Annotated in this window: 13 protein-coding genes and 1 pseudogene; 10 read left to right on the top strand and 4 right to left on the bottom strand. The window is 63.4% G+C overall.

Annotated elements, in window-relative coordinates:
- The first annotated feature begins 350 nt into the window (after positions 1 to 350).
- The 3 genes and pseudogenes from prfB to lysS all read left to right on the top strand — a co-directional run bounded on the left by prfB (position 351) and on the right by lysS (position 3663).
- A protein-coding gene (prfB, locus tag ACN9MZ_RS15005; RefSeq protein ID WP_426172047.1) for a peptide chain release factor 2 occupies positions 351 to 1455 on the top strand; the annotation gives its coding sequence in 2 pieces (ribosomal slippage) (positions 351 to 431 and positions 433 to 1455; 1104 coding nt in all).
- Between the two features lie 3 nt (positions 1456 to 1458).
- Positions 1459 to 2013 (top strand): annotated as a pseudogene (locus tag ACN9MZ_RS15000) (HAD family hydrolase); the annotation flags it as partial.
- 111 nt (positions 2014 to 2124) lie between these two features.
- Positions 2125 to 3663: a lysine--tRNA ligase gene (gene lysS, locus ACN9MZ_RS14995; RefSeq protein ID WP_426342907.1), complete on the top strand. Its 1539-nt coding sequence runs from the start codon at positions 2125 to 2127 to the stop codon at positions 3661 to 3663.
- 28 nt (positions 3664 to 3691) lie between these two features.
- Here the strand turns inward: lysS and ppnN are convergent, their stop codons facing one another.
- Positions 3692 to 5062, bottom strand: coding sequence for a nucleotide 5'-monophosphate nucleosidase PpnN (gene ppnN / locus ACN9MZ_RS14990; RefSeq protein ID WP_426337797.1), 1371 nt, complete (start codon positions 5060 to 5062; stop codon positions 3692 to 3694).
- A gap of 181 nt (positions 5063 to 5243) precedes the next feature.
- On the opposite strand from ppnN, the gene ACN9MZ_RS14985 reads away from it, so the two are divergent.
- A complete protein-coding gene (locus ACN9MZ_RS14985; protein WP_426337796.1) occupies positions 5244 to 6749 on the top strand; it encodes a peptide MFS transporter in 1506 nt (501 codons plus the stop codon).
- A gap of 65 nt (positions 6750 to 6814) precedes the next feature.
- On the opposite strand, the gene glpD is transcribed toward ACN9MZ_RS14985, so the two are convergent.
- From glpD to ACN9MZ_RS14970, 3 genes are read right to left on the bottom strand one after another with little or no spacing between them, the layout of a single operon-like run.
- A complete protein-coding gene (gene glpD, locus ACN9MZ_RS14980; protein ID WP_426337795.1) occupies positions 6815 to 8326 on the bottom strand; it encodes a glycerol-3-phosphate dehydrogenase in 1512 nt (503 codons plus the stop codon).
- 11 nt (positions 8327 to 8337) lie between these two features.
- Positions 8338 to 9615 (bottom strand): amidohydrolase family protein, encoded by a 1278-nt coding sequence (locus tag ACN9MZ_RS14975; RefSeq protein ID WP_426337794.1) that lies wholly within the window; start codon positions 9613 to 9615, stop codon positions 8338 to 8340.
- A gap of 13 nt (positions 9616 to 9628) precedes the next feature.
- The gene (locus ACN9MZ_RS14970) at positions 9629 to 11860 is read right to left on the bottom strand and encodes an OPT family oligopeptide transporter (RefSeq protein WP_426337793.1); all 2232 of its coding nucleotides are present in this window, start codon (positions 11858 to 11860) and stop codon (positions 9629 to 9631) included.
- 107 nt (positions 11861 to 11967) lie between these two features.
- Here ACN9MZ_RS14970 and ACN9MZ_RS14965 point away from each other — a divergent pair, with 107 nt between their 5' ends.
- The 6 genes from ACN9MZ_RS14965 to mfd all read left to right on the top strand — a co-directional run bounded on the left by ACN9MZ_RS14965 (position 11968) and on the right by mfd (position 21665).
- On the top strand, positions 11968 to 14367 hold the full coding sequence (locus tag ACN9MZ_RS14965; RefSeq protein WP_426337792.1) for a penicillin-binding protein 1A: 2400 nt from the start codon (positions 11968 to 11970) through the stop codon (positions 14365 to 14367).
- A gap of 2 nt (positions 14368 to 14369) precedes the next feature.
- Positions 14370 to 15380 (top strand): ABC transporter substrate-binding protein, encoded by a 1011-nt coding sequence (locus ACN9MZ_RS14960; RefSeq protein WP_426337791.1) that lies wholly within the window; start codon positions 14370 to 14372, stop codon positions 15378 to 15380.
- The gene (locus tag ACN9MZ_RS14955) at positions 15377 to 16147 is read left to right on the top strand and encodes a PP2C family protein-serine/threonine phosphatase (RefSeq protein WP_426337790.1); all 771 of its coding nucleotides are present in this window, start codon (positions 15377 to 15379) and stop codon (positions 16145 to 16147) included. The genes ACN9MZ_RS14960 and ACN9MZ_RS14955 overlap by 4 nt, the downstream gene beginning before the upstream one ends.
- 163 nt (positions 16148 to 16310) lie before the next feature.
- The gene (locus ACN9MZ_RS14950; protein WP_426337789.1) at positions 16311 to 17228 is read left to right on the top strand and encodes an esterase/lipase family protein; all 918 of its coding nucleotides are present in this window, start codon (positions 16311 to 16313) and stop codon (positions 17226 to 17228) included.
- Positions 17225 to 18172, top strand: a complete 948-nt coding sequence (locus ACN9MZ_RS14945; RefSeq protein ID WP_426337788.1) for a lipase secretion chaperone — start codon at positions 17225 to 17227, stop codon at positions 18170 to 18172. The genes ACN9MZ_RS14950 and ACN9MZ_RS14945 overlap by 4 nt, the downstream gene beginning before the upstream one ends.
- A gap of 61 nt (positions 18173 to 18233) precedes the next feature.
- Entirely contained in the window at positions 18234 to 21665 is a 3432-nt protein-coding gene (gene mfd, locus ACN9MZ_RS14940; protein WP_426337787.1) for a transcription-repair coupling factor, read from the top strand.
- Positions 21666 to 21672 lie beyond the last annotated feature (7 nt).

Here is a 21672-nt window from a genome sequence, read left to right as displayed (position 1 = left end):
ATCAGCCTTGAGTTCCTGCGTGGCCCCAACGATCCACCCTGGCCCGGCTGCAGGCGGATAGCCGGCAATCAGGGCTGCCCTTGCGCTTGCATGTATTGCAAGGCAAACCAGCGGGTGAGTGGGATGGCCACCTATCTTGGGGCCAGCTTCCTCGACCTGCCCGCCGTGCGCCCGGGCAAGGAAGCGCCCCACCAGGAGCAGTTCCCCCTGCTCTTCAACGGTGCGCCCGCGAGCGGCCTGGGCGCCCCTCTATCGCGCCGAATTCAGCCTGCTCGTGTGAGCTGCCCGATGCGCCAGCCTCTGAGGTATAATTTCAGGTTCGATTTAACAACTATCAGACCTGAAAAACCATGGAAGCTGAACGCATCAATTCCCTCGCCAACCTGCTCGCGGACCTGACCACCCGCGAAGCCGAACTTCGGAGGTATCTTTGACTTCGATAAGAAGTCGGAGAAACTGGAACAACTGAACGCCGAACTGGAAGATCCGGCTGTTTGGAATGACCCGAAAAAAGCCCAGGATATGGGCCGCGAGAAGAAAGCCCTCGAAGGCGTGGTCCTGACCTTGCAAAAGGCAGAAAGCGACCTGCGCGACATGAACGAACTGTTCGCGATGGGCAAGGAAGAAGGCGACGACGATACGCTCGAAGCCGTGATTGCGGATACTGCAGAAATCCAGAAGACCATCGAACAGATGGAATTCCGCCGGATGTTCAGCAATCCGATGGATCCGAACAACTGCTTCATCGACATCCAGGCTGGCGCTGGCGGTACCGAAGCCCAGGACTGGGCCTCCATGCTGCTGCGCCAGTACCTGCGCTATTGCGAACGCAAGGGCTTCAAGGTCGAAGTGATGGAAGAGTCCGAGGGCGAGGTTGCCGGCATCAAGACCGCAACCTTGAAAGTGGACGGCGAATACGCCTACGGCCACCTGCGCACCGAGACCGGTGTGCACCGCCTGGTGCGCAAGTCGCCGTTCGACTCCTCCGGCGGCCGCCACACCTCCTTCGTGTCGCTGTTCGTCTATCCGGAAGTGGATGACTCGATCGAGATCGAGATCAATCCGGCCGACCTGCGTATCGATACCTACCGCGCATCCGGCGCCGGCGGCCAGCACATTAACAAGACCGACTCCGCGGTGCGTATTACGCACGGCCCCTCCGGCATCGTCGTGCAGTGCCAGAACGACCGCTCGCAGCACCGCAACAAGGCCGAAGCGATGGACATGCTGAAGGCCAAACTGTACGAACTGGAACTGCGCAAGCGCATGAGCGAGCAGCAGTCGCTGGAAGACTCCAAGACCGACGTGGGCTGGGGCCACCAGATCCGCTCCTACGTGCTGGACCAGTCCCGCATCAAGGACCTGCGCACCAACTTCGAGACCGGCAATACCAAGGGCGTGCTGGACGGCGACCTGGACGATTTCATCTCCGCGTCCCTGAAGCAAGGCATCTAAGCAATGACGCAGCAGCGCGCCTTCATCTTCGACATGGACGGCACCATCGTCGACAACATGGGTTTCCACACCCGCTCGTGGCTGGAGTTCTTCAGCCGCCGCGGCCATGCAGTCGACGAAGCGGCATTCTTTGCCGCCACCGCCGGCCGTACCGGTCACGAAATCATGCGCCAATACCTCGGCGAGGGCCTGGCACATGATGACGTAACCGCGCTGATCGACGAGAAGGAAGTGCTGTACCGCGAAATCTATGGGCCGCACCTGCGTGCAGTCAAAGGCTTCGTCACCCTGGTGAATGAAGCGCGAGCCGCCGGCATCCGCCTGGCGGTCGGCACCGCCGCCCCGCCCTGCAACGTGGACTTCACGCTGGATGGCTTGGATGTGCGCCCGCAGTTCGATACCGTCGTCGGCGCGGCCGACGTCAAACGCGGCAAGCCGGAACCCGACGTGTTCCTGCTGGCGGCCGAACGCTGCGGCGCCGATCCGGCGCACTGCATCGTGTTCGAGGACGCGCCGTTGGGCGTGGAAGCAGCGCGCCGAGCCGGCATGCGCTGCGTCGTCCTGACAACCACTTTGCCTGCTGAAGCGTTTAAGGCGTTCGACAATGTAATCTGCATTGCACGCGACTTCAGCGAAATCGATATTAATAAACTGACCATCACCAAAAACATGACTACGGAAAACCAAGTGCAAGACCAGGCACCAGGCCAGGACGACAACAAGATCATCGCCGAGCGCCGCGCCAAGCTGGCTGCCATCCGCGAGAAACAGAGCGTCGCCTTCCCTAATGATTTCCGCCCTCAGCACAAGGCTGCCGACCTGCACGTGCAGTACGGCGAGAAGACCCGTGAAGAGCTGGAAGCCGAGCCGGTTCCCGTCGTCATCGCCGGCCGCATGATGCTGCGCCGCGAAGCCGGCAAGAAAGCGGCATTCGCTACCCTGCAGGACGCCTCCGGCCAAAAAGCCGACGGCCGCATCCAGATCTACGTTACTGTCGACACCACCGGTGAAGAGGCAATGGAAGCCTTCCGCGGCTGGGACCTGGGCGACATCCTGGGCGTGACCGGCACCCTGTTCAAGACCAAGACCGATGAACTGACCGTGAAAGTCAGCGAGATCAAGCTGATCACCAAGGCCCTGCGCCCGCTGCCTGACAAATTCCACGGCCTGGCCGACCAGGAAACCAAATACCGCCAGCGCTACGTCGACCTGATCACCAGCGAAGAAACCCGCCGCACCTTCAAGGCGCGCACCGCCGCGATCTCCTCGATCCGCCGCTTCATGGAAGCGAACGAATTCATGGAAGTCGAAACCCCGATGCTGCACCCGATCCCGGGCGGCGCGTCGGCCAAGCCATTCATTACCCACCACAACGCGCTGGACATGCAGATGTTCATGCGTATCGCTCCCGAGCTGTACCTGAAGCGCCTGGTGGTGGGCGGCTTCGACCGCGTGTTCGAGATCAACCGCAACTTCCGCAACGAAGGCGTGTCGGTCCGCCACAACCCTGAATTCACCATGATGGAGTTCTACGCGGCCTACACCGACTACGAATGGATCATGGACTTCACCGAGAAGGTGATCCGCCAGGCAGCCATCGACGCCAAGGGCACCGCCGTGCTGACCTACGGCGGCCGTGAACTGGACCTGTCCAAGCCGTTCCAGCGTCTGACCATCTGCGGCGCTATCAATAAGTACGCGCCAGGCTACACCGAAGCGCAACTGAACGACGTGGAATTCCTGAAAGCCGAGCTGCTGAAATTCGGCGTGAAACCATTCGCCACCGCCGGCCTGGGCGCGCTGCAACTGGCGCTGTTCGAGGAAACCGCCGAAGCGCAGCTGTGGGAACCGACCTTCATCATCGACTACCCGATTGAAGTGTCACCACTGGCCCGCGCTTCCGACACCCGCGAAGGCATCACCGAGCGCTTCGAACTGTTCATGGTGGGCCGAGAAATCGCCAACGGCTTCTCCGAGTTGAACGACGCCGAAGACCAGTCGGCACGTTTCCTGGCCCAGATGAAGGCCAAGGAAGCCGGCGACGACGAAGCGATGTACTACGACGCCGACTTCATTCGCGCGCTGGAATACGGCATGCCGCCAGCCGGCGGCTGCGGCATCGGCATCGACCGCCTGATGATGTTGCTGACCGACTCTCCGAACATCCGCGACGTGCTGCTGTTCCCGCACCTGCGCAAGGAAGATTGATAAAAAAGGCCGCTCACGCGGCCTTTTCTTATTTCACCACACGGTAGCAAGGGGTATACGCCTTGCCCGCCAGTTTCATCCGGCTTTGCGCCACGAACGATGCCAACAGCGCATCCATCGGCCCCATGATCTCCTTGTCGCCGTGGATCTCGAAGTGGCCATATTTTTCGATGGTGCGGATGCCCTCCTCCTTCACGTTGCCCGCCACCACGCCGGAGAAAGCCCGGCGCAAGTTCGCTGCCAGCACATGCACCGGCTGGTTCTTGTGCAAGCTCAGGTTGCGCATGTTTTCGTGGGTCGGCGCAAACGGGCGCTGGAACTCGTCGTCGATCTTCAGCGCCCAGTTGAAGTAATAGGCGTCCGAACGCGACTTGCGGAATTCGCGCACCTGCTTCATGCCTTCCGCCATCTCCTGCGCCACCAGTTCCGGGTCATCGACGATGATCTTGTAGCGCTTCTGCGCCTCGGCGCCAAGGGTCAGGCCGATGAACTCATTGATGTGCACAAAGTACTCGCGCGCAGTTTCCGGCCCGGTGAAGATCAGCGGGAACGGGATTTCCGCATTGTCCGGATGCAGCAGGATGCCGAGGATATACAGGATTTCCTCCGCCGTGCCCGCACCGCCTGGGAACACGCAAATGCCGTGGCCGACACGCACGAAAGCCTCCAGGCGCTTTTCGATATCGGGCATGATCACCAGGTCGTTCACGATCGGGTTTGGCGATTCTGCCGCGATGATGCCCGGCTCCGTAATGCCCAGGTAGCGCCCGCCGGTAAAGCGCTGCTTGGCATGGCCAATGGTGGCCCCCTTCATCGGCCCCTTCATCGCTCCCGGACCGCAGCCGGTGCAGATATCCAGTCCCCGCAGGCCGAGCTGATAGCCCACTTCCTTCGAGTAGTTATATTCGGCGCGGTTGATCGAATGCCCGCCCCAGCACACCACCAGGTTCGGATTAAGCTGCGGCTTCAGCACATTGGCATTGCGCAGGATATGGAACACCGCATCGGTGATACCCTCGCTGCGGGCCAGGTCGAACTTCGGATTGCCCGTGACTTCATTACTGACAAAGACGATATCGCGCAGCACCGCGAACAGGTGCTCGTGGATGCCCTTGATCATCTTGCCGTCGACAAAGGCAATCGCCGGAGCCCCTTTGATTTCCAGCTTGATGCCGCGCTCACGCTGCAGGATGTTGATGTCAAACGACTTGAAGCGATCCAGCAATTCCTTTCCATCGTCGATCGTGCTGCCGCAATTTAGCACCGCCAGGGCGCAATTGCGGAAGATGTTATAGAGGCCGCCCTTCCCTGAGTCGAGCAGCTGGACCACCTCCGCCTTGGACAGGATTTCCAGCCTGCCCTCCGGAGCGATGAGAGTATCGACAACGTTGCTGTCCATGATACATAAATCCTTTTATTTAACTTTTGAGGGACTGCACCTTCAATATACGCTTTTGGTATGCCGATTCACAGGCGCAAGCTTGGCAAACATACCACAATGCTGCTTTGCAGCACGCGAAATTGCCCTTAACCGCGCAGGGTGCATTACAATTCGGCTTTTTTCGATCAGGAGAAACCGCATGAGCGGTCCTATCACGCAAACCACTGAAGCTAAGATCCCTGAATTCAGGCAGATCATGGGGCACCCTGCTCCGCTCTGGATGCTGTTTATGTCCGAATTTTGGGAACGCTTTGCGTTTTACGGGATTCGCTGGGCGCTGGTGCTGTACGTCGTTGCCGAGTTCTACCATGGCGATAAGTCGGGCCAGGCTGCCGCCAACCTGACTTACGGTTCCTACCTGGCGCTGGTGTATGCCGGTGCACTGTTCGGCGGCTATGTGGCTGACCGCGTACTGGGCTACCAGCGCTCGATCCTGGTCGGCGCCAGCTTCATGGCAGCGGGCCTGTTCATGATTGCCATTCCCGATCCGACCATCTTCAAGTTCGGCCTGGCGACCATCATCGTCGGTAACGGCATGTTCAAGCCGAACATCTCGACCATGGTCGGCAAGCTGTATTCGCTGGGCGATACCCGTCGCGATTCCGGCTTCACCATCTTCTACATGGGCATCAACGTCGGCGGTTTCCTGGCTCCGATCATTACCCAGTTGCTGGCGCAGAAGGTCTTCAACACCGGCGATACCCCGGCCTACAAGATCGTGTTCATCTCCGCCGGCGTCGGCATGATCATTTCGCTGTTCTGGTTCTACCTGGGCCGCCGCGGCCTGAAGGGTATTGGCGAGCCGGCACCGGAAGCCAAGAGCCCGATGCGCATCGCCTACGTGGCGCTGGGCGCGCTGGCCATGATTCCTGTCGTGTACTCCCTGCTGGCGCTGGGCGCGGAAAAACTGCAGGGCGTGTTGACCGTACTGTTCCTGATCCTGGTGGTGATGCTGATCGTGGAAGGCGTGCGCAACGGTCCCGTGTCCCGCGACAAGACCATCGCCATGATGGTGATCTTCGCCTTCAACATCATGTTCTGGTGCTTCTTCGAACAGGCAGGCTCCTCGTTCACCTTCCTGGCGGACGAGATCGTGAACCGCGACCTGGGCTTCATGATCTTCCCGACCGCCTGGTTCCAGTCCGTGAACTCGCTCGCCATCATCTTCTTCGCGCCAGTTGTGGCAGCGGTATGGGTCTGGATGGGCAAACGCGGCAAGAACCCATCGATCCCGCGCAAGTTCGCCCTCGGTATCATCGGCAACGGCCTGGCTTTCGGCCTGCTGATGTACGCGCTGACCCACCTGGTCGACGACAAGCGGATGATTCCGTTCTGGACCCTGTTCATGGTCTACGTGATCCAGTCCATCGGTGAACTGTGCCTGTCCCCGATCGGCCTGTCGATGGTGACCAAGCTGGCTCCGACCCGCCTGGTCGGCATGGGCATGGGCGGCTGGTTCCTGTCCACCGGCATCGGCAACAACCTGTCCGGCATCGTCGCATCGATGATGTCCGGCGAACATGGCATGACCGTGGAATCGGCGCTGACCGGCTACACCCAGGGCTTCTGGATCCTGATCGGCGGCGGCGTGCTGCTGTTCGTCCTCGCTCCGTTCATCCAGAAACTGATGCACGGCGTCAAATAAAAAAAATGGGGACGTACCCCATTTTTCAGGCAACAAAAAAGGCAGCTTCGGCTGCCTTTTTTGTTTCAGTTCGCTGCCAGCCAGGCGTCGAGCCGGGCTTCGGCCCCCGCCGGCAAATGCAGGCCAAGCTTGGAACGGCGCCACAGGATGTCGGCAGCCGTAACTGCCCATTCCTTGCGGCGCAGGTAGTTCACTTCCGCCGCGTACACGCCGGGCAGGATTTCCTCCCCCATGTCCGCCAGCGATGCGCAGCCTTCGAGCAGTGCGTGCACCCGCGTGCCGTATGCGCGCGCGTAGCGCTTCACCAGCTCCTGCGGCAGCCAGTCGTACTTCACCTGCACTGCGGCGGCCCAATCGCAAAACTCTTGCACTGAACGGTTCTGCGGCACGGCCCCGAACAGGTCGCCGCCGGGCAGGCAGGCCTTCTCGGTCCAGCCTTTTTCCGGCCGGCCCAGCGTCTTGCAAAGGATATCCACCGCATCCTCGGCCAGCTTGCGGAACGTCGTGATCTTGCCGCCGAAGATGTTCAGCAGCGGCGCGCCTTCCTTGTCCATCTCCAGGAAATAGTCGCGCGTAACGGCCTTGGCGTCGGATGCGGCGTCTTCCAGCAAAGGGCGCACGCCGGCGTAGGTCCACACCACGTCGGCCGGGCGCACCGGCTCGCGGAAGTAACCGCTGGCCAGTTCGCACAAATAGCGGATCTCGCTTTCCTCGATTGCCACGCGCTGCGGGTCGCCCTTGTATTCAAGGTCTGTGGTGCCGATCAGCGTGAAATCGCGTTCGTATGGGATGGCGAACACAATGCGCCCATCCTTGTTCTGGAAAATATAGGCCTGGTCGTGCTCGAAGATGCGGCGCACCACGATATGGCTGCCTTTGACCAGGCGCAAATGGCGCGACTGCTGCTTGCCGCCTGCCGACTGGATGAAAGACTGCGCCCAGGGTCCGGCCGCATTGACCACGGCACGGGTGGTGATCCGCTTTTCAGTGCCATCGGCCTTGCGCAGCGTCGCCACCCAGTGATCGGCATGACGCTCGACGCCGACGCAACTGGTTCGGGTCAGGATGCAAGCACCTTTGGCACAGGCATCAACGGCGTTCAGGACCACCAGCCGGGCATCGTCCACCCAGCCGTCGGAGTATTCGAAGCCGGCAGTATAGCTTTCCTTCAGCGGCCGCCCCGCAGGATGGCAACGCAGGTTGATGCCGCGCGACCCGGGCAAGAGCTCGCGCTTGGCCAGCATATCGTAGAGGAAAAGGCCGGCACGGATCAGCAGCGCGGGACGCTGCCCGGCGTCGTGCGGCATCACAAAACGCATGGGCCACATGATGTGCGGCGCGCTGCGCAACAGCACTTCGCGTTCGGCCAGCGCCTTGCGCACCAGCCGGAATTCATAATATTCGAGGTAGCGCAGGCCACCGTGAATCAGCTTGGTGGAGGCGGACGAAGTGTGCGATGCCAGGTCGTCCTTCTCGCACAGGACGACGCACAGGCCGCGGCCTGCCGCATCGCGCGAGATGCCCGCCCCATTGATCCCGCCGCCAACTACCAGTACATCACAATCTACGTCCGCCATGCGCTCCCCGATTACTGTTTATAAACAACGCCTTCCTTCATCACGAATCCTACCTTCTGCAGCAGGGTGATGTCCTTCAATGGATCGCCGGCCACCGCCACGATATCGGCCGCAAAACCCGGCTCCAGCGCCCCCAGGCGGCTGGACTGGCCCAGCAGCGAGGCGGCGCCGAGCGTGGCCGAACGGATTGCTTCCAGCGCCGGCATGCCCGCCTCCACCATGTAGGCGAATTCTTTTGCGTTCTCGCCGTGCGGGAAGACGCCTGCGTCGGTGCCGAAGGCGATCTTCACGCCTGCCTTGTAGGCCCGGGCAAAAGTACCCTGGATCTGCGGCCCGATGGCTGCGGCCTTGGGGCGCACCAGCGGCGAATAGTAGTTCGGCTCCTTCGCCTTGTCCGCCACATAGCGGCCGGCGCTGATGGTCGGCACATACCAGCCACCGGTCTTCTTGAACAGCGCAATCGCTTCGTCGTCCATGAAGGTGCCGTGTTCGATCGAGTCCACGCCCGCCTTCAGGGCGCGCTTCATCCCTTCGGCGCCGTGGGCATGGGCGGCGACCTTGAAGCCGTAATCCCTGGCCGCAGCGATCAGCGCCTTCAGTTCAGCGTCGTCAAACTGCGAATTCATTCCGCTGCTGGCCTGGCTGAGGACACCGCCGGTGGCAGTGATCTTGATAACGTCCGCACCTTCCTGGTAGCGGGCGCGCACCGCCTGGCGCGCTTCCTCGGGGCTGTTGATCACGCCGTCATCCGGTCCCGGCGCGCCATGCAGGTGGCGCAATTCGCGCGACTGGCCGTTGCTTGGGTCGGCATGGCCGCCGGTGGTGGCGATGGCTTTGCCGGCGGTGAACACGCGCGGGCCGACGATGGCGCCGGTATTGATGGCGCGCTTCATCGCAATGTTCAGGCCCTCGTTGGCGCCAAGGTCGCGTACCGTGGTGAAGCCGGCTTTCAGCGTGCGTTCGGCAAAGGCGACCGAGTCATAGGCGCGGTCGATGGCGTCCAGCGTCATCTGGCCGCGCAAGGCTTCGACCTGGGGCTGCGTCTGGCTGGTCAGGTGCACGTGCATGTCGATGAAGCCCGGCATGCAGGACATGGCCCCCAGGTCCACGTCTCCCCTGCCTTGGGTAGGCTCGATCGCCTTCACCGAGCCGTTCTCGATATGCACCGTGACCTTCTCGCGCCAGACACCGGCCTTGACGTCCAGCAGGCGGCCGCAGTCGACCGTTTGCGTGGCGGCGCTGGCCGCTCCCATTGTCAACAGCAGGCCCGCCGCAACCAGTTCCCTCATCGCCCAGTCTCCTTTAACGTGTGGATTTTTCGCGCGCCGCCCACAGGAGCAGCGCCATGATTACAGCATAAGGCAGCAAGGACAGCAAATCGGCCGTCGGTCCGCTGAAGAAAGGATTGCTGTTTTCGGCCCACGCGGTCACTGCGGCATCGAAATTGGTCATCACACCTGCCGTGATGGCGATCACGATGCCGGCCAGAGCGCCGCCAGCGATGTAGCCGGAGGCCAGCAGCACGCCTTCGCTGCGGTCGCCCGCTGCCTGCAGCTCTTCCTCAGTCATGCCGGCATATTGCGGCAGCCTGTTGTTGCGGCGGTCGGCCAACCAGCGCAGCACGCCGCCCACCGCGATCGGCAGCGTAGCCGACAGCGGCAGGTACACCCCCACGGCAAACGACAACGACTGCACACCCGACATTTCCAGCACTACGGCGATCATCACGCCCAGCATCACCAGCGTCCAGGGCAACTGCTGGTCGAGGATGCCCTTGATGATGTACGACACCAGTACCGCTTTCGGCGCATCGTATTTGCGCACCTCGGTGCCGTCCGGGCGCTTGTGGTGCGTGCCGTTGATGCCCGGATCGACGAACCAGACCGCCTTGCCGTCCGGCGCAACCAGGTACTTTCCCTCCGGCCCGCCTTGCGCATCGGGCTTCTGCCACACCTTGTAGGTAGTGCTGTCGCTGGCCGCCTGCGGTCCATCCAGGCGCGCGTTCGCCGTGAGCCGCGAGGCATCGGTCGCCAGGCCCGGCGCAACCTGGGCCGCCGGCACATAGACCGTGCTGGAATTATTCAGTTGCAGCAGGATGGGACCGAGCAGCAGGGCCGAAGCCAGCGAGCCGACCAGCATGGCGTACTGCTGCAGGCGCGGCGTGGAACCGACCAGGAAGCCGGTTTTCAGGTCTTGCGACACCGTGCCGGCATTGGCCGAAGCGATGCAGACAATCGCACCCACCGACAGGGCGGTGACGTAATACTGGCCGCCGGTCCAGCCGACCATCAGGAAGATCAGGCAGGTAAACAGCAGCGTCGCCACCGCCATGCCGGAAGTCGGGTTGGACGAGGAACCGATTTCGCCGGTCAGGCGCGAGGAAACCGTGGAGAACAGGAAGCCGAACACCAGTATCAGCAAGGCGCCCAGCAAATTCATATGCAGCGGCGCCGATGCCGTGATCACCGCGATCAGGCCCAGGCAGCCCAGCACCACCCACTTCATCGGGATATCCTGCTCGGTGCGGCGTGTAGCGTCGGCTTTGCTGCCCTTGCCTACGCCGGACAAGCCGGCCGCAAGGCTGCGCCAGATCATCGGCATCGCACGCAGCAGCGCAATCAGGCCTCCCGCCGCCACCGCGCCGGCGCCGATGTAGAGGATATAGGCGCCGCGTACATCGTCCGGCCCCATGTCGGAAATCAGCATGGTGGCCGGCGCCAGGATGGTGGTGAGCGGGTCGCCGAAGAACTTGATCATCGGGATCAGCAGCAGGTAGGACAGCACGCCGCCCGCCGTCATGGTCAGAGCAATACGGGGGCCGATGATGTAGCCCACGCCCAGCAGCTCCGGCGACACTTCGGCGCCGATCGAACCGCCTTTCAGCGGTGCGCCCAGCACGACTTCCGGCGTGTCCTTCCAGCCTTTGAAGGAAACGTTAAGCGCCTTGTACAGCAGCCCGATGCCAAAGCCGCCGAAAATCAGCCGTGCACGGCGCCGTGCATCGCGCGCCGCGTCGGACTCGCCCTGCACCGGTTCGCCGGCCGCCTGGCGCGAGGAATCGCTGGCCGCGGCCTTCAGCACTTCCGCGCAAGCGGTCCCCTCCGGGAATTTCAGCTCGTGATGCTGGTCCACGATCATGGTGCGGCGCATGGGAATCATCATCAGGATGCCCAACAGGCCGCCCAGCACGCCTACCAGCATGACGCGCCAGATTTCCAGCTCAAAGCCCAGGATCAGGATGGCCGGCATGGTCACTCCCAGGCCGAACGCAATCGATTCGCCGGCAGAACCGGCGGTCTGCGCGATGCTGTTTTCCAGGATGCTGGCATCCTTGCCGCCCAGTTTTTTGGCCAGGCCGAAGAATGTGATGGCAATGACTGCGACGGGAATCGAAGCGCTGACGGTCAGGCCCACCTTGAGGACCAGGTACAACGAAGAAGCGCCAAACACCATGCCCAGCAAGGTACCGAGGAACAAGGCGCGGAACGTCATTTCCGGCAGCCGCGCCTCGTCGGGTATATAGGGACGGAACACGTGAATCCTTTTAGACTAAAACACCTAGGACTATGGCATAAATAGCAATGAAGTAGCAACTAGCGAGTAGTCTATAATGCCCCGACTTAGCAACCGAGAGAGCTGATTTGATCAATCGTCCTTCCTGGCTGAACCGCCGTAACATCATCCGCGCCAGCATCGGCGCAGGCCTCGCCGCCCTGGCCGGCGGCATCGCCCTGGCCTGCTATGCCGCCTTCGTGATCCGCCCCAACCTGCCAACGCTGGAAGCGGTCACCGATTACCGTCCCAAGATCCCGCTGCGCATCTACACGGCAGACAAGGTGCTGATCGGTGAATTCGGCGAGGAACACCGCGACTTCACGCCGATTGACCAGGTGCCGGACCTGATGAAGAAGGCCGTGCTGGCAATTGAAGACTCGCGCTTCTATGAACACGGCGGCATTGACTGGAAGCGCGTCCTGGGCGCCGCCCGCGCCAACCTGCGCGGCAGCTTCCGCCAGGGCGGCTCGACGATCACCATGCAGGTGGCGCGCGACTTCTATCTCAGCAAGGACAAATTCATTTCCCGCAAGCTGGCCGAGGCCATGCTCGCCTACCGCATCGAGGATGCGCTGGACAAGGACAAGATCCTCGAGCTGTACATGAACAATATCTACCTGGGCCAGCGCTCCTACGGCTTCGCCAGCGCCGCCCAGGCCTACTTCGGCAAAACGCTGAAGGAATTGTCGATCGCCGAAACAGCGATGCTGGCAGGCCTGCCGCAAAACCCTTCGCGCAACAACCCTGCCGTCAATCCGAAGAAAGCGCGCTCGCGCCAGCAGGTGGTGCTGCGCCGCATGTTCGAACTCGAATACATCACGGAAGCGCAGTACGAAAAGGCGAAGAAGGAACAGCTCCACGTCAACCACCGCGGCCAGGAGTTCGACGTCCACGCCGAATACGTGGCCGAACTGGCGCGCCAGGCTGTCTTCGCACAGTTCAAGGAAGAGAGCTACACCAAGGGCATCAACGTCTACACCACCATCCAGTCGCGCGACCAGGAAGCGGCCTACGACTCCGTGCGCCGCAACGTGCTGGCCTACGACCAGCGCCACGGCTACCGCGGCCCGGAAACTTACATTGAATTGCCCGCCGACGAAGAAGAACGCGGCGACGCGATCGACGAGGTGTTGGGCAAGCGCGTGGTCAGCGACGGCCTGATTCCGGCCGTGGTGCTGGAAGCCAGCCCTACCCTGGTCAAGGCCGAAACATCGGACGGCGACGTGCTGTCGATCAGCGGCGAGGGCCTGAAACTGGCCGCGTCCGCACTGTCCAGCAAGGCCAAGCCTGCTTCCGCGATCCGTCCCGGCGCGGTGATCCGCGTCATGCAGACCGAAAAGAAAGGCTGGGCCATCACCCAGGTGCCGCAGGTCGCGGCTGCCTTCGTGGCGCTGGACGCCAATACCGGCGCCTACCAGGCCATGGTAGGCGGCTTCGACTACGGCCTGCAAAAATTCAACCACGTGACGCAGGCCTGGCGTCAGCCTGGTTCCTCGATCAAGCCATTCATCTACTCCGCCGCAGTGTCCAAGGGCTTCGGCCCCGGCACGGTAATCGCCGACGAACCGCTGGAGCTGCCAGGCAGCTCGATCGGACAGCCGTGGAAGCCGCAAAACGACGATGGCAAGTTCGACGGCCAGGTCACCATGCGCCGCTCGCTGGCGGCATCGAAGAACGTGCCTTCGGTGCGCATCCTGCGGGCCTCTGGCCTGGACGACACGCACGCCTACCTGGCCCGCTTCGGCTTCGACCTGTCGCGCCATCCGAAGAACTTCACCATGGCGCTCGGCACCGGCGCCGTCACGCCGCTGCAACTGGCCGGCGCCTATGCGGTTTTCGCCAATGGCGGCTACAAGGCCACGCCCTACCTTATCTCCCGGGTGTCCGACGCCAAGGGCGTGCTCATCATGGATCTCGAGCCGCCGGCGCCGGCTACTGCCGGCGAGCGCGTGCTTGACGAGCGCAACGTCTTCATCATGGACAGCATGATGCGCGACGTCGCCCGCAGCGGCACCGGCGCTGCCGCCGGCCGCCTGGGCCGCCCCGACCTGGCCGGCAAGACCGGCACCACCAGCGACTCCTTCGATGGCTGGTTCGCCGGCTATGGCGGCGGCGTGGTGGCAGTGGCCTGGATGGGTTATGACGATCCGAAGTCGCTGGGCGGCCGGGAGTTTGGCGCAACCCTGTCGCTGCCGATCTGGATGGACTATATGCGCTCGGCGCTGCCGAAGCATTCAGCGATCGACCGTCCGGTACCCGAAGGCGTGGTGCAGTTGAACGGCGACTGGCTGCTGGAAGAATATGCCAGCGACCCGACCGTTCTGGCGATCGACATGGGCGACGTTCCGGCGGAAGGCGAGCAGCCCGAGCCTGCCGACGGCACCCCGCAGCAGCCGGCCGCGCCGGCCGCGCCAGCGCAACCAGCGCCGCCGACCCAGCCCGCGCTGCAGCAGGTCCCGCAACAGCAAGCCACGGCAGGTACCTGAACATGTCGGGCCAACGGGCTCCATCGTTCCGGCGCCGGCGCCTGCTCGGCGCCGCGGCAGCGCTGGCGCCGCTGGCGGCCCTCGCCCCCGCAGCCTGCGCGTACAGCGCGAGCCCGCGTGTCCCGCGCATCTACATGATCCTGTTCCGCGGCGAAACCGGCGTTGAAGCCGGTTTTCTCCAATGGTTCAAGGACAAGCGCCTGCAGCCTGAATTCGTGGTGCGCAGCGTTGACATGGACGCCTCTCGCGTGCCGGCCCTGCTCGAAGAAGCCCGCGCCTGGCATGCGGACCTGATCTACACCTGGGGCACGCCGGTAAGCCTCGCGGTGGCAGCCCGGGAATTTGAAATTCCCGTCGTGTTCACCATGGTCTCCGCACCGATCGCGGCCGGGCTGGTGCAAAACCTCGCCTCGTCCGGGCGCAACCTGACCGGCGTCAGCCACGTGGTGCCGGCCCGTCAGCAAATGGCCGCCATCCGCAGCTACCGCCGTTTCGACCGCATCGCAGCAATCTTCAATCCCAACGAAGTGAACGCACGGGTCGCCATGCGTGAAATGCGCGCCGAAGCAGAGCGGGTGGGCGCCGAATTCACGCCCCATCCGCTTCCGCTGGACGAGCAAGGGCAGCCGCGCGCTGACGTGATACCGGACCTGCTGGCAGACCTGGCGGAACACAGGGCGCAGTTGCTTTATATTGGCCCCGACAGTTTCATCGCTTCACAACGCATCCTGGTCACGGAAACCGCCCTGGCGCTTGGCCTGCCGGTATTTTCCGCCGCTGAAGTGGCGCTGCGCGACGGCAGCGCCCTGTTTGGCCTGGTGGCCGGCTACGGGAACGTCGGACGCCTGACTGCCCATAAAGCCGCCCAGATCCTGTACCATCGCGTCAAGGCTGCCGCACTTCCGATCGAAACTCCGGGCAGCTACTCTTACCTCGTCAACATGGACGTGGCACGCCAGCTCGGCATGATGCCGCCGGCGCGCGTGCTGCAGTTTGCGGAGCAAATCAAATGATCCCGCTGTCGCCGCCGGTTTTGCAGCAGATGACCATGGGCCTGGCCTATGGCTTGACAGACGTCGGCACTGTACGCCCCAGCAACCAGGACAACCTGCTCCTGCTGCCGGACTTGAACCTTGTTGCCGTCGCCGACGGCATGGGCGGTCATGTCGGCGGCGACATCGCGAGCACCGAAGCCTTGCTGCTGGTGTGGAAGCACCTGCGCGCCCAGCATGTGCCGGGCAGCGACGCCGAGGCGCTGCGCCAGCTGCATGAGGCAGTCCTGTTTGCCAACAGCACCCTGTTCCGCAACAATGCGGCCGCCGGCCTGGCAGATGGCTATGGCATGGGCACGACGCTGACAGGCATGTGGCAGCCGCATGCGGACGCTCCGGCTTTCATTTTCCACGTCGGCGACAGCCGCATCTACCGCTACCGCGGCGGGCAACTGGTCCAGCTTACCCATGACCAGACCCTGTACCAGCAGGCGCTGGAAGCCGGCATGAAGGGCATCCTGCCGCCGCGCAACCTGCTGCTGCAGGCGATCGGGCCCGGCGAAGAGGTGCGGCCGGATGTGTTCTCGCATAAGCCGGCGCCGGGCGACCTTTACCTGTTGTGCAGTGATGGCTTGTATGGCGCCTCGGAGCAGGAGGCCCTGTCCGCGCTGCTGTCCCAGGCCGGACCGGATAACCTGCCTGAAACCTGTGCGGCCCTGGTCGAAAAAGCCAAGCAGGATGGCAGCCGCGATAACATCACGGCCATCCTGCTGCTTTGCCCGGCCTGAAATATTCCCCCTCGCCAACGAAACACCGCTTCCGCGCGCCTTCCACGCAACAAAGTGCTTTGGCACTGAAGGAACCCACCGTGCTAATTCAGCGATGTTGTCGCGCGCCGCGCCGCCGATGCTAGATTGGGCTCTCCAACAACCCATCAGCACAGGAGGCTTTATGAAGAAGTTCGCCCGGCAGCTGCTCTCGGTACTGTTCATCGCGTTCACCGCCATCATCGCAATCCCCGCTTCCGCAACCGGCTACACGCAAACCCGTTACCCCATCGTCCTGGTCCACGGCCTGTTCGGCTTCGACAGCCTGGGCCCGCTCGAATACTTTTACGGCGTTCCCGGCGCGCTGCGCAGCGGAGGGGCGCAGGTCTATGTGACGTCGGTTTCGGCAGCCAACAGCACGGAAGTGCGCGGTGAACAGCTCCTGTTCCAGGTGCGCCAGATCCTGGCGGCTACGGGTGCGGAAAAGGTCAACCTGATTGGCCATAGCCACGGCGGACCGACCTCGCGCTACGTGGCCTCGGTGCGGCCAGACCTGGTAGCCTCGGTGACCAGCATCGGCGGCGTGAACAAGGGCTCGAAGGTGGCGGACGTGCTGGTGGGCGCGGCCCCGGACCTGGTCTACAGTGTCGGCAACGCGCTGGGCGGCTTCCTGGGCCTGATTTCCGGCAGCCCGTCGCTGCCCCAGGACGCCTACGCGGCGGCCCAGTCGCTCAGCACCGCCGGCACCGCGACCTTCAATGCCCGCCATCCCGCCGGCCTGCCGACGACAAGCTGCGGCGAAGGCGCGCACCAGGCCAACGGCGTCTATTACTTCTCATGGAGCGGCGCCACTCCTTATACCAACGTCTTCGATCCCGCCGATCCCTTCCTCGCAGTCACTTCGATCGCCTTTGGCGGCGCCAAAAACGATGGCCTGGTCGCAAGCTGCTCGTCCCACCTCGGCCGCGTGATCCGCGACGACTACTGGATGAACCACCTCGACGAAGTCAACCAGATGGTCGGCATCACCCACCTGTTCGAGACCAGCCCGGTGACGCTGTTCCGCCAGCACGCCAACCGCCTGCAAGGAATGGGCCTGTGAGCGCCCGCGGCCGGGCGGGCTTGATGGCATTCGCGCTGGCCGCAGCCGGCGCGCTCGCACTCTGGGCGACTGGCGGCAGCACGCCGCCAGCGCAATCGCCCGTGGCCGCCGCGCCGCCAATGCCGCTGGGGACCGGTCCGGCGCCGGCCCCCTTCGTTCCCTCCATGGCCGGCACCGAGCCGGATGGCCGGCTGGGCGCCGCCGGGGACGCGCTGAAGGTCGACGCGGAGTTGCGCCACCTGTTCGATTACTACCTGTCTGCGCTGGGCGAAGCGGAGCTACCGGCCATCCACGCCGGCATCGAGCAAGAGCTGGCGCGGCGCCTGAAGCCCGCTGCGGCGGACCAAGCCAGGCGCCTGCTTGGCCAATACCTGGCCTACAAACGCGCCCTGGCCGAGGCAGGCCAGGACGTGAGCGCGCCCGCTGCCGGTACCGCATTCGCCGCCGCCGCCCGCCAGCGCCTGCTCGCCATGCAGGAGTTGCGCAAGCGCTATTTCAGCCCCGCCGAAGCCGCCGGCCTGTTCGGCGATACCGATGCCCGCGACCAGGATGCCATCGCCCGCCTGGAACTGGTGGACGACAAGTCGCTGACGCCCAGCCAGCGCCTGCAAAAGCTGGCAGACCTGGACCGCAAGCTGGCGCCCGCCCTGCAGGAAGAGCGGGCTGCCCCGCAACGCGTGCTGAACCTGGAACAGCAGGTCGAAGCCGCCCGCAATGGCGGCGCCAGCGAAGACGACATCTTCCGGCTGCGCGCAGCAGCATTCGACCCGCAAGCCGCCAACCGGCTGGCCCAACTCGACCGCGAACAGGCCGCCTGGCTGCGCCGGATCGCCGCCTACCGTGCTGCCAGCGCCGGCCTGGGCGAAAACCAGGCTGCGATCCAGCAGCTGCGCGATAATCTTTTTACATCATCTGAACAAAGACGGCTGGGCGCCTATGAATAGGTGCTTGCACTATAATGTGGGGCCAGCATATTAGTGTCTCCTCAGTTAGCGCCACGTTTGCATGCCCTTCGACTTCAAAAAAGCACTTCCCAAGCCCGGCAACCGCTTCGCGTTGCCCAATTTGTTCGGCTCCGGTGACGCCTACGCGCTGGCGCAAACGGCACTCGAATTGAAAGCACGCGGCCAGATGCTGGCCGTGGTCGTGGCCCAGGCCAGCGACGGCCAGCGCCTGTTGGGCGAAATCCCCTGGTTCGCCAATGGCGGCCTGCGCTGCCACCTGATGCCCGACTGGGAAACCCTGCCTTACGACGCCTTTTCGCCGCACCAGGACCTGGTATCCGAGCGCCTGGCAACCCTGCATGAGATCCAGACCGGCCAGTGTGACGTGGCCATCATTCCTGCCACCACCGCGCTGGTGCGCATGGCGCCGCCCTCTTTCCTGGCCGCCTACACCTTCTTCTTCAAGCAGGGCGAATCGCTGGACGAAGCCAGGCTCAAGTCGCAACTGACCCTGGCCGGCTACACCCACGTCAGCCAGGTGATGTCGCCCGGCGAATATTCCGTGCGCGGCGGCCTGATCGACCTGTTCCCGATGGGTTCCGCCCTGCCGTACCGCCTGGACCTGTTCGGCGACACCATCGAAACCATCCGCACATTCGACGCCGACACCCAGCGCTCGCTGTATCCGGTCAAGGAAGTGCGCCTGCTGCCGGGTCGTGAATTTCCGATGGACGAAGCCTCGCGCACCGCCTTCCGCAGCCGCTGGCGCGAGACTTTTGAAGGCGACCCGTCGCGCGCCGTTGTCTACAAGGACATCAGCAGCGGCATTGCCTCCGCCGGCATCGAGTACTACCTGCCGCTGTTCTTCGACGAAACGGCAACCTTCTTCGACTACCTGCCGGCAGAAGCCAGCGTGGCGATGGTCGGCGATATCGACGCCGCCATCAAGCGCTTCTGGGCCGACACCGAGTCGCGCTACAAATTCCTGAAGGCAGACCGCGAGCGCCCTATCCTGCCGCCGCAGGACATCTTCCTCGGCGACGAACAGTTCTTCATCCTAGCCAAGCCGCATCCGCGCATCGCCATCTCGCGCGACATGTCGCTGCCATCGTCAGAACTGTCGGCGCCGATCCCGAACATCGCCGTCAACCGCCACCTGGACGACCCGCTGACCAACCTGCGCGCCTACCTGATGCAGTCCGGCAGACGCGTGATGATCTGCGCCGAAACCAACGGCCGCCGCGAAACGCTGCAACAGTACTTCGCCGAGTTCGACCTGTCGCCGGCCCTGATCGAAGGCTTCGACGGTTTCCTGGCCAGCGACGCCAGGCTGGTTCTGGGCGTCGCGCCCCTGCATGCGGGCTTCGAGCTCGATGCCGGCCTGGCCTTCATCACCGAAACCGAACTGTATGCCGGCAGCGGCCGCCGCGCCGGCCGCAAGAAGCAGGAAGCGGTCACGCAAGTCGAATCGATGGTGCGCGACCTGTCCGAACTCAAGATCGGCGACCCGGTAGTACACATCAACCACGGCATCGGCCGTTATATGGGCCTGGTCAGCATGGACCTGGGCGAAGGCGAGACCGAATTCCTGCACCTGGAATACGCCAAGGAGAGCAAGCTGTACGTGCCGGTGTCGCAGCTTCACGTGATCTCGCGCTACTCCGGCGCCTCGCCGGACGACGCACCGCTGCACACCCTCGGTTCCGGCCAGTGGGACAAGGCCAAGCGCAAAGCCGCCGAACAGGTACGCGACACTGCCGCCGAATTGCTCAACCTGTACGCCCGCCGCGCCGCGCGCCAGGGCCACTCGTTCGAATATTCCTCGCACGACTACGAACGTTTCGCCGACAGTTTCGGCTTCGACGAAACGCCGGACCAGGCTGCCGCCATCAGCAACGTGATCAAGGATATGACCTCCGGCAAGCCGATGGACCGCCTGGTATGCGGCGACGTGGGCTTCGGCAAGACCGAGGTGGCGCTGCGCGCAGCCTTCATCGCCGTCATGGGCGGCAAGCAGGTTGCCCTGCTGGCGCCCACCACCCTGCTGGCCGAACAGCACGCCCAGACCTTTGCCGACCGCTTTGCCGACTGGCCCGTGCGCATCGCCGAAATGTCGCGCTTCCGCACCGGCAAGGAAATCGCCAGCGCCATCAAGGGCATGCAGGACGGCACGCTGGACATCGTGATCGGCACCCACAAGCTGCTGTCGGATGATGTCAAGTTCGACCGCCTCGGCCTGGTCATCATCGACGAAGAACACCGCTTTGGCGTGCGCCAGAAGGAAGCGCTGAAATCCCTGCGCGCCGAAGTCGACGTGCTGACCCTGACCGCCACGCCGATCCCACGCACCCTGGGCATGGCGCTGGAAGGCTTGCGCGACTTCTCCGTGATCGCCACCGCGCCGCAAAAGCGCCTGGCGATCAAGACTTTTGTGCGCAGCGAAAACGACTCCATCATCCGCGAGGCCGTGCTGCGTGAACTGAAGCGCGGCGGCCAGGTCTACTTCCTGCACAACGAAGTCGAAACCATCCAGAACCGCCTGGCCAAGCTGACGGAAATGCTGCCCGAAGCGCGCATCGCCGTCGCCCACGGCCAGATGCACGAACGCGACCTGGAAAAAGTGATGCGCGACTTCGTGGCGCAGCGCTACAACATCCTGCTCTGCACCACGATTATCGAGACCGGTATCGACGTGCCGACCGCGAACACCATCATCATGCACCGCGCCGACAAGTTCGGCCTGGCGCAGCTGCACCAGCTGCGCGGCCGCGTGGGCCGTTCGCACCACCAGGCTTACGCCTACCTGCTGGTGACCGACGTGCAAGGCCTGACCAAGCAGGCGCAGCGCCGCCTCGACGCCATCCAGCAGATGGAAGAACTGGGCTCCGGCTTCTACCTGGCGATGCACGACCTGGAAATCCGCGGCGCCGGCGAAGTGCTGGGCGAAAGCCAGTCCGGCGAGATGCTGGAAGTCGGTTTCCAGCTCTACACCGACATGCTGAACGAAGCCGTGCGCGCGCTGAAGGCCGGCAAAGAGCCCGACCTGGCCGCGCCGCTTGCCACCACCACCGAAATCAACCTGCACACGCCGGCCCTGCTACCAGCGGACTTCTGCGGCGACGTGCACGAACGCCTGTCGATCTATAAACGCCTGGCCAATTGCGAAACCCAGAACGCAATCGACGACCTGCAAGAGGAGCTGATCGACCGCTTCGGCAAACTGCCCGATTCCGCCAAGGCCCTGGTGGAAACCCACCGCCTGCGCATCGCCGCCAAGACCGTCGGCATCATCAAGATTGATGCCCACACCGAAGCGGTCAATCTGCAGTTCATGCCCAAGCCGCCGATCGACCCGATGCGCATCATCCACCTGATCCAGAACCAGCGCCACATCAAGCTGAACGGACAGGACAAGCTCAAGATCACAGCGAACATGCCTGACCTGGCGGCCCGCGTGAACCAGATCAAGACCGCCATCAAACAATTGACATGAACAACGA

The sequence above is a fragment of the Pseudoduganella sp. S-14 genome, assembly GCF_049913285.1.
In the GTDB taxonomy this organism is placed as follows: Bacteria; Pseudomonadota; Gammaproteobacteria; order Burkholderiales; family Burkholderiaceae_D; genus Rugamonas.
The sequence above is the reverse complement of the archived record's forward strand: the minus strand, read 5'-3'. Positions and strand labels throughout refer to the sequence as shown.

Bases quoted from the DNA above. Each gene is read 5' to 3' on its own strand.
- ACN9MZ_RS14960 (WP_426337791.1), top strand. From the start codon at position 14,370: ATGTCGGGCCAACGGGCTCCATCGTTCCGGCGCCGGCGCCTGCTCGGC.
- ACN9MZ_RS14975 (WP_426337794.1), bottom strand. From the start codon at position 9,615: ATGAGGGAACTGGTTGCGGCGGGCCTGCTGTTGACAATGGGAGCGGCC.
- mfd (WP_426337787.1), top strand. From the start codon at position 18,234: ATGCCCTTCGACTTCAAAAAAGCACTTCCCAAGCCCGGCAACCGCTTC.
- ppnN (WP_426337797.1), bottom strand. From the start codon at position 5,062: ATGGACAGCAACGTTGTCGATACTCTCATCGCTCCGGAGGGCAGGCTG.
- lysS (WP_426342907.1), top strand. From the start codon at position 2,125: ATGACTACGGAAAACCAAGTGCAAGACCAGGCACCAGGCCAGGACGAC.
- ACN9MZ_RS14955 (WP_426337790.1), top strand. From the start codon at position 15,377: ATGATCCCGCTGTCGCCGCCGGTTTTGCAGCAGATGACCATGGGCCTG.
- glpD (WP_426337795.1), bottom strand. From the start codon at position 8,326: ATGGCGGACGTAGATTGTGATGTACTGGTAGTTGGCGGCGGGATCAAT.
- ACN9MZ_RS14950 (WP_426337789.1), top strand. From the start codon at position 16,311: ATGAAGAAGTTCGCCCGGCAGCTGCTCTCGGTACTGTTCATCGCGTTC.
- ACN9MZ_RS14985 (WP_426337796.1), top strand. From the start codon at position 5,244: ATGAGCGGTCCTATCACGCAAACCACTGAAGCTAAGATCCCTGAATTC.